This is a genomic window from Lautropia mirabilis, from assembly GCF_900637555.1.
GTDB lineage: Bacteria > Pseudomonadota > Gammaproteobacteria > Burkholderiales > Burkholderiaceae_E > Lautropia > Lautropia mirabilis.
The window spans coordinates 3,155,227-3,162,500 of record NZ_LR134378.1; the positions used below are offsets into that span (position 1 = coordinate 3,155,227).

Sequence of the window (7,274 nt, forward strand, 5' to 3'; positions counted from 1 at the left end):
GCGACACCCGATGCAGAGGCACAACGAATAAACGCCGCTTCCCCCATTCCTCCCTCGCCACATCTCTCCCCGCCACATCTCTCCCGCCACATCTCTCCCGCCACATCTCTCCCGCCATATCCACCCCTGCCATAACCATCCACGGCCGCATCCATGCGCAGCCACATCGCCCCCCGGGCCTACTCGGATCCAGCGCTTCCTGCACATGCTCCCTACCCAGCCCCACTGATGCTAATCTCTACTCATTCACAAGGAGCCACCATGCAGATCATCGACGACATCCAGGCCTCGCACGCCGAATTCACCGCCCTGCGACGCGACATCCATGCCCATCCCGAACTGGGTTTCGAAGAGACCCGCACCTCCACCCTGGTAGCCAACAAACTGCGCGAATGGGGCTACGAAGTCACTACCGGCCTGGGCAAGACTGGCGTCGTCGGCACCCTCAAACGTGGCAACAGCCCCCGCAGCATCGGCATCCGTGCCGACATGGATGCCCTGCCCATGCAGGAAGCCAACACCTTCGGCCACCACTCCAGCCACCCTAGCCGCATGCATGCCTGCGGCCATGACGGCCACACCACCATCCTGCTGGCCGCCGCCAAACACCTCGCCACCCACCAGAACTTCGACGGCACCCTCCACCTCATCTTCCAGCCCGCCGAAGAATCCCTCGGTGGCGGTCGCGCCATGGTCCAGGACGGACTCTTCGAGCGCTTCCCCTGCGACGCCATCTTCGGCCTTCACAACTGGCCCGGCATGCCCATCGGTCAAATCGGCATTCGCCCCGGCCCCATCCTCGCCTCCTCCAACACCTTCGAGATCATCATCACCGGCAAAGGCTCCCACGCCGCCATGCCCCACAACGGCATCGATCCCGTCGCCATCGCAGCCACCCTGGTCCAGGCCTTCCAGACCATCATCAGCCGCAACCGCAACCCCATCGAAGCCGCCGTCCTTTCCGTTACCCAGATCCATACCGGCGACGCCGTCAACATCGTCCCCGACCACGCCACACTGCGCGGTACCGTCCGGACCTTCTCCGTCGAAATGATCGACCTCATCGAAACCCGGATGAAAGCCCTCGCCGAAAGCATCTGCAGCGGCTTTGGCGCCAAAGTCGACTTCCGCTTCCTGCGCAACTACCCGCCCACCATCAACAATCCCGAACAGACCGCCTTCGTCACACAAGTCCTCACCGACGTCATCGGCCCCGACAACATCGTCTCCCCCATCGATCCCGTCATGGCCGCCGAAGACTTCTCCTTCATGCTGCTCCAGCGCCCAGGCTGCTACTTCTTCCTGGGCAACGGCGACGGAACCCACCGCGCCGACGGCCACGGCGACGGCCCCTGCCTGCTGCACAACCCCAGCTACGATTTCAACGACGACGCCATCCCCGTCGGAGCCACCCTCTGGGTCCGCCTCGTCGAAGCATTCCTGCACCGCTAATCCGTCCACACCAGGCCGGTCCATCATGGGCCGGCCCTCAAGTCAGCCCTCAAGTCAGCCCTCAAGTCAGCCCTCAATCCGGCCTTCAACCCAGACCTACAGGAGAAAGCCTGCCCCCTCAAGAATGATCGGATGCCCCCGGCCCCAATGAGTCAATGAGCCGTCGTGCGGCTAAGCTGCCCTCGATATCCCCCAATCCCTGCTACCTCCTCTTGCCCTGTCTTCCCTGTCTTCCCTGTCTTCCCTGTCTTCCCTGTCTTCCCTGTCTTCCCTGTCTTCCCTGCCTTTCCTGCCTTTCCTGCCTTTCCTGCCTTTCCTGCCTTTCCCACTGCCCCCGCTGCCTCACTCTCACTATCCCCTATCTCGGCTCTCGGATACTGGGGTGGAGCCTGAATGTCCAGATTGTGGATACCAGATGCACCAATGAACAGATACGCCAGTGACCAAGCAACTGATCCCATGAACAAATGAACACCAGATGAGTACCGTTGGGCCGCCCCCAGAACCCATCGGTCTGTCGGACAGCCACTTGGCACCTTCCCATGGTTTCATAGCTCCACGGGAGCCCCTCTTGCCGGGGACTGGCTCCCGGGACTCCGAGCCCCTGCTCAGCAGGCCCCGCAGGCCTGCAGAACCAGGACTCAGAATGTCCTCTGGAAATAGCACTTTTATGGACACCGCCCCAAGGGAGGTGTCCATTTTTTTTGCCCGGCATGGAAACTGTCGGTATGTGTCCGGGGAACGCAAACCCAGCAGAACAGTCCTCCGCCCCCCTGAAACACGGGACACTCCGAACCAGCAGCCACAGAAGGTGCGACAACAGCACTTGCAAATAACAAAACGCCTTTTGCCTTTATAACGGCAACCATTGCCGTACTGCGATAAGCGGGCCCCCGGTAGGCTCCATGAGCCGAAGCAGATCCAAATCACCTGGCCACACATTCCAGTAGCTCCCACGTGCAGTGACGCATCCCTCTGGCGGCAGATGAACAGCTTCTCCCCACGCTGCCACTGGCCCCTTGCGTCCCCCTGGGTCTCCGCACTTCGCCCTACCTCGACCGCAAGCCCTGAGGAGCCAGCCCCCTGAGAGCTCCCCCTGAGAGCTCCCCCCTGAGAGCTCCCCCTGAGAGCTCCCCCTGGGAGATCCCCTGGGAGATCCCCTGGGAGATCCCCTGAGAGATCCCCTGAGAGTCAGAGCGCCCTGATAGCCCGAGCCCCAAGGGGGCTAGTACCCAAGGGAGCGACGCACACACCGCCCAGCCTCACAACCTGGCTGCCCCCCCAAGGAGGATCACATCAACAGCACCACCTCCTTTCAGCATAGGCCAAGCAGCCACCCAATGGATGGCGTCACCCCATCCCGCCCGCCTCCGATACAGACTAGATGCACCGCCCCACGCGGCTCAAACATCTTCCTGGAGCCAGACACCATGAGCAGATCTCCCCTACCAAGCGGCGAACCTTCAGCAGCGGAAGGCCGCCTCCTCGCAGGCGAGAGCGGCGCGTGTTTCAGCAAACAGAACACCGGATTCGGACATAAGTCACAAAGTAGCCACATGCGGTCCGTTGTCATGAATCGTCTGCATGAAGGACGTGAACTATGACCACGCCAAACCGTTGCCGAACAGCAACAATGCATCCCAACGGATCACGCACAACGCGTGACTCCCAAGCAGCACTCCGTAGCACCTGCAACCTCGACAACCCCTTTTTTCTCTCTACCCGGAACTCTTTCTATCCCGAAACAGGACACCAACTCAGTGCCTGCGGACGGAAGGAGGAGACTGAAATGAACGCTCAGAATGTACTCCTGGTCGATGACCAGCCCCTGATCCGCAAATCCCTTCGCTCCATCCTGGAGTCGATCGATGAAAACCTGATCATCATCGCCGCCTCCTCGCTAGAAGAAGCCATCCGCTATGTTCATAGCGGGCAGCAGCCGTTGCTGACCCTCCTGGATCTCCAGCTGCCCGACGCAACCGGAACCGTCACGCTGGACACATTCCGCCGGAAATGCCCGGGTCTCCCCATCGTCGCAATGATCGAACGGGCAGATCAGGCAGTGACCCATGCGTGCCAAGTGGCCGGCACTCTGGGACTGGTCCTGAAAAACGCGGATACCCAACCCATCACTGACTGCCTCCGGACTGCCATCCGGCTGGCCCGCAATAGCAACGATCCCAAATCCGGAAGCGGATCCGCGCCTGCATCACATGCCGCAGTGGTTCGTCCTGAGTTCCAGGACCATCTCAGTATCCCCAAAGCGAATGCACCCCAAGGGCTGCGTGTTCAACCTGCGGTATATCCGGGCAGCAATACCGCTCCTGCACAACCGCACCGTGAATACCGGGACGGGCGCCATCTGGGCCTGAGTGAACGCCAACGCAGCGTGCTTCGGCTCATGATGCTGGGTCTGCCAAACAAGAGCATCTGCAGAGAACTGGGATTGGCAGAAGGAACGGTCAAGGTCCACGTCAGCAGCATCCTTCGCATCCTGGGCATCTCCTCGCGTGCGCAAGTCGCCATGGCAGCCATGCGCTCGGGGATCCAGTTCGAAGACATCGCAACGTCCTGACAGCGCAGAACAGATCGAAGGTGAGCAGGCAAAACGCGGCAAACGGCCCACGTCCAAACCGGACGTGGGAGCCATGCAAAGAAACAGGGGGAGACAAGGGCACCGCCGACGGGAGCGCGCCTCGGAGTTACGCCGCTGACTTAAAACAGGCTGGCGAAGGAGACATACAGAAAGAGACAAACAGAATGTGAAGGGGGCGTATGAGATACAGAGGACTAATTGAGAGGGGCGTAGGAGACATACAGACGAAAAAAAAAGCCCGTACGATGTACGGGCTTTTTCATGAATAGGGTGTCTGACGATGTCCTACTTTCACGGGCGCGGGCCCACTATCATCGGCGCAAAAGCGTTTCACGTTCCTGTTCGGGATGGGAAGGAGTGGTTCCACTTCGCTATGGTCGTCAGACAAAGCTTGTTGGCGGCGAGCCTAGCGAGTTGCCAAGGCTTGCTGCCGTTGTCTGATAGGAGTCGACGAGTGTATCGGAAGTTTCATGAGGAGTCCATGGTTTCCGACGACGATGTGACTGAGTCTCGAACGAGTCTGCGTGCAGAGTCATGTCGAGTCAACTGATGGCGGCCCAGCAGCATGCTGGATCTCGCAAAACTATAGGGTCAAGCCTCACGGGCAATTAGTACCGGTTAGCTGCACGCATTACTGCGCTTCCACACCCGGCCTATCAACGTCCTGGTCTTGGACGACCCTTCAGGGGGATCGAGTCCCCAGGGAGATCTCATCTTCAGGCAAGTTTCCCGCTTAGATGCTTTCAGCGGTTATCTCTTCCACACTTAGCTACCCTGCGATGCCACTGGCGTGACAACAGGTACACCAGAGGTGTGTCCACTCCGGTCCTCTCGTACTAGGAGCAGCCCCCGTCAAATCTCCAACGCCCACAGCAGATAGGGACCAAACTGTCTCACGACGTTTTAAACCCAGCTCACGTACCTCTTTAAATGGCGAACAGCCATACCCTTGGGACCGGCTACAGCCCCAGGATGAGATGAGCCGACATCGAGGTGCCAAACACCGCCGTCGATATGAACTCTTGGGCGGTATCAGCCTGTTATCCCCAGAGTACCTTTTATCCGTTGAGCGATGGCCCTTCCATACAGAACCACCGGATCACTATGTCCTGCTTTCGCACCTGCTCGACTTGTCAGTCTCGCAGTTAAGCACGCTTTTGCCATTGCACTTTAGGCACGATGTCCGACCGTACCAAGCGTACCTTCGAACTCCTCCGTTACTCTTTAGGAGGAGACCGCCCCAGTCAAACTGCCCACCATGCACTGTCTCCGGCCCGGATGACGGGCCTAGGTTAGAACCGCGAACAAACCAGGGTGGTATTTCAAGGATGGCTCCATCAAGACTGGCGTCCTGACTTCAAAGCCTCCCACCTATCCTACACAAGTCGGTTCGCAATCCAATGCAAAGCTACAGTAAAGGTTCATGGGGTCTTTCCGTCTAGCTGCGGGGAGATTGCATCATCACAAACATTTCAACTTCGCTGAGTCTCGGGAGGAGACAGTGTGGCCATCGTTACGCCATTCGTGCAGGTCGGAACTTACCCGACAAGGAATTTCGCTACCTTAGGACCGTTATAGTTACGGCCGCCGTTTACCGGGGCTTCGATCAAGAGCTTGCACCCCATCACTTAACCTTCCGGCACCGGGCAGGCGTCACACCCTATACGTCCACTTTCGTGTTTGCAGAGTGCTGTGTTTTTAATAAACAGTCGCAGCCACCTATTCTTTGCAACCTCTTTGCCCTTGTGTTGTTCACACTCAAGCTACCAAGGCACACCTTCTTCCGAAGTTACGGTGTCAATTTGCCGAGTTCCTTCTCCCGAGTTCTCTCAAGCGCCTGAGAATACTCATCTCGCGCACCAGTGTTGGTTTGCGGTACGGTCGTTTCTAGCTGAAGCTTAGAGGCTTTTCTTGGAACCACTTCCAGTTGCTTCGCGAGCAAGCTCGCTCGTCCCAACCCCTCGGCATACGCCTGGCGGATTTACCTACCAGACACCTACAGGTCAGGAACCGGGACTTCCAACACCCGGACAACCTTCCACGATCCGTCCCCCCATCGCACTAGAAATCGGTGCTGGAATATTAACCAGCTTCCCATCAGCTATGGCTTTCGCCCTCACCTTAGGGGCCGACTCACCCTACGCCGATGAACGTTGCGTAGGAAACCTTGCGCTTACGGCGAGCGGGCTTTTCACCCGCTTTAACGCTACTCATGTCAGCATTCGCACTTCTGATACCTCCAGCATCCCTTACGAGACACCTTCACAGGCTTACAGAACGCTCCCCTACCCCGCACTCAAAGAGTGCAGCCTAAGCTTCGGTGCATGGCTTAGCCCCGTTACATCTTCCGCGCAGGACGACTCGATCAGTGAGCTATTACGCTTTCTTTAAATGATGGCTGCTTCTAAGCCAACATCCTGACTGTTTTAGCCTTCCCACTTCGTTTCCCACTTAGCCACACTTTGGGACCTTAGCTGTAGGTCTGGGTTGTTTCCCTCTTGCCGCCGGACGTTAGCACCCGGCGACTGTCTGCCATGCTCATACTTCCAGGTATTCGGAGTTTGCTATGGCGTGGTAAGCCGCGATGGCCCCCACAACCATTACAGTGCTCTACCCCCTGGAGCAATACATGACGCACTACCTAAATAGTTTTCGGGGAGAACCAGCTATTTCCAGGTTTGATTAGCCTTTCACCCCTATCCACAGTTCATCCGCTAATTTTGCAACATTAGTCGGTTCGGACCTCCAGCTGGTGTTACCCAACCTTCATCCTGACCATGGATAGATCACCTGGTTTCGGGTCTACGCCCAGCGACTATGGCGCCCTATTCGGACTCGGTTTCCCTGCGCCTCCCCTATCTGGTTAAGCTTGCCACTGAACGTAAGTCGCTGACCCATTATACAAAAGGTACGCCGTCACCCCTTGCGAGGCTCCGACTGTTTGTATGCATGCGGTTTCAGGATCTATTTCACTCCCCTCCCGGGGTTCTTTTCGCCTTTCCTTCACAGTACTTGTTCACTATCGGTCGATTACGAGTATTTAGCCTTGGAGGATGGTCCCCCCATCTTCAGACAGGATTACACGTGTCCCGCCCTACTTGTCGTACGCTCAGTACCACCGATTCGCTTTCGTGTAAGGGGCTATCACCCTCTATGGCCGGCCTTTCCATACCGTTCCACTAGCTAATCGACTATCACGCACAGGCTGCTCCGATTTCGCTCGCCA

At 57.9% G+C, this 7,274-nt stretch carries 2 protein-coding genes and 2 rRNA genes (1 of these 4 running past the window's edge); 2 read left to right on the forward strand and 2 right to left on the reverse strand.

Annotation, left to right across the window (positions count from 1 at the left end; all coding sequences use genetic code 11):
• Window positions 1–261 precede the first annotated feature (261 nt).
• Entirely contained in the window at window positions 262–1,452 is a 1,191-nt protein-coding gene (locus tag EL249_RS13005) for a M20 aminoacylase family protein (protein ID WP_005671656.1), read from the forward strand.
• 1,789 nt (window positions 1,453–3,241) lie between these two features.
• Window positions 3,242–4,027 (forward strand): response regulator transcription factor, encoded by a 786-nt coding sequence (locus EL249_RS13270; protein ID WP_005671653.1) that lies wholly within the window; start codon window positions 3,242–3,244, stop codon window positions 4,025–4,027.
• A 293-nt stretch (window positions 4,028–4,320) separates the two neighbouring features.
• Here EL249_RS13270 and rrf read toward each other — a convergent pair.
• Together rrf and EL249_RS13025 are read right to left on the reverse strand one after the other, a co-directional pair.
• Window positions 4,321–4,433: ribosomal RNA gene (gene rrf / locus EL249_RS13020) — 5S ribosomal RNA — on the reverse strand.
• 202 nt (window positions 4,434–4,635) lie between these two features.
• Window positions 4,636–7,274, reverse strand: a 23S ribosomal RNA gene (locus EL249_RS13025) (it continues 239 nt past the right edge of the window).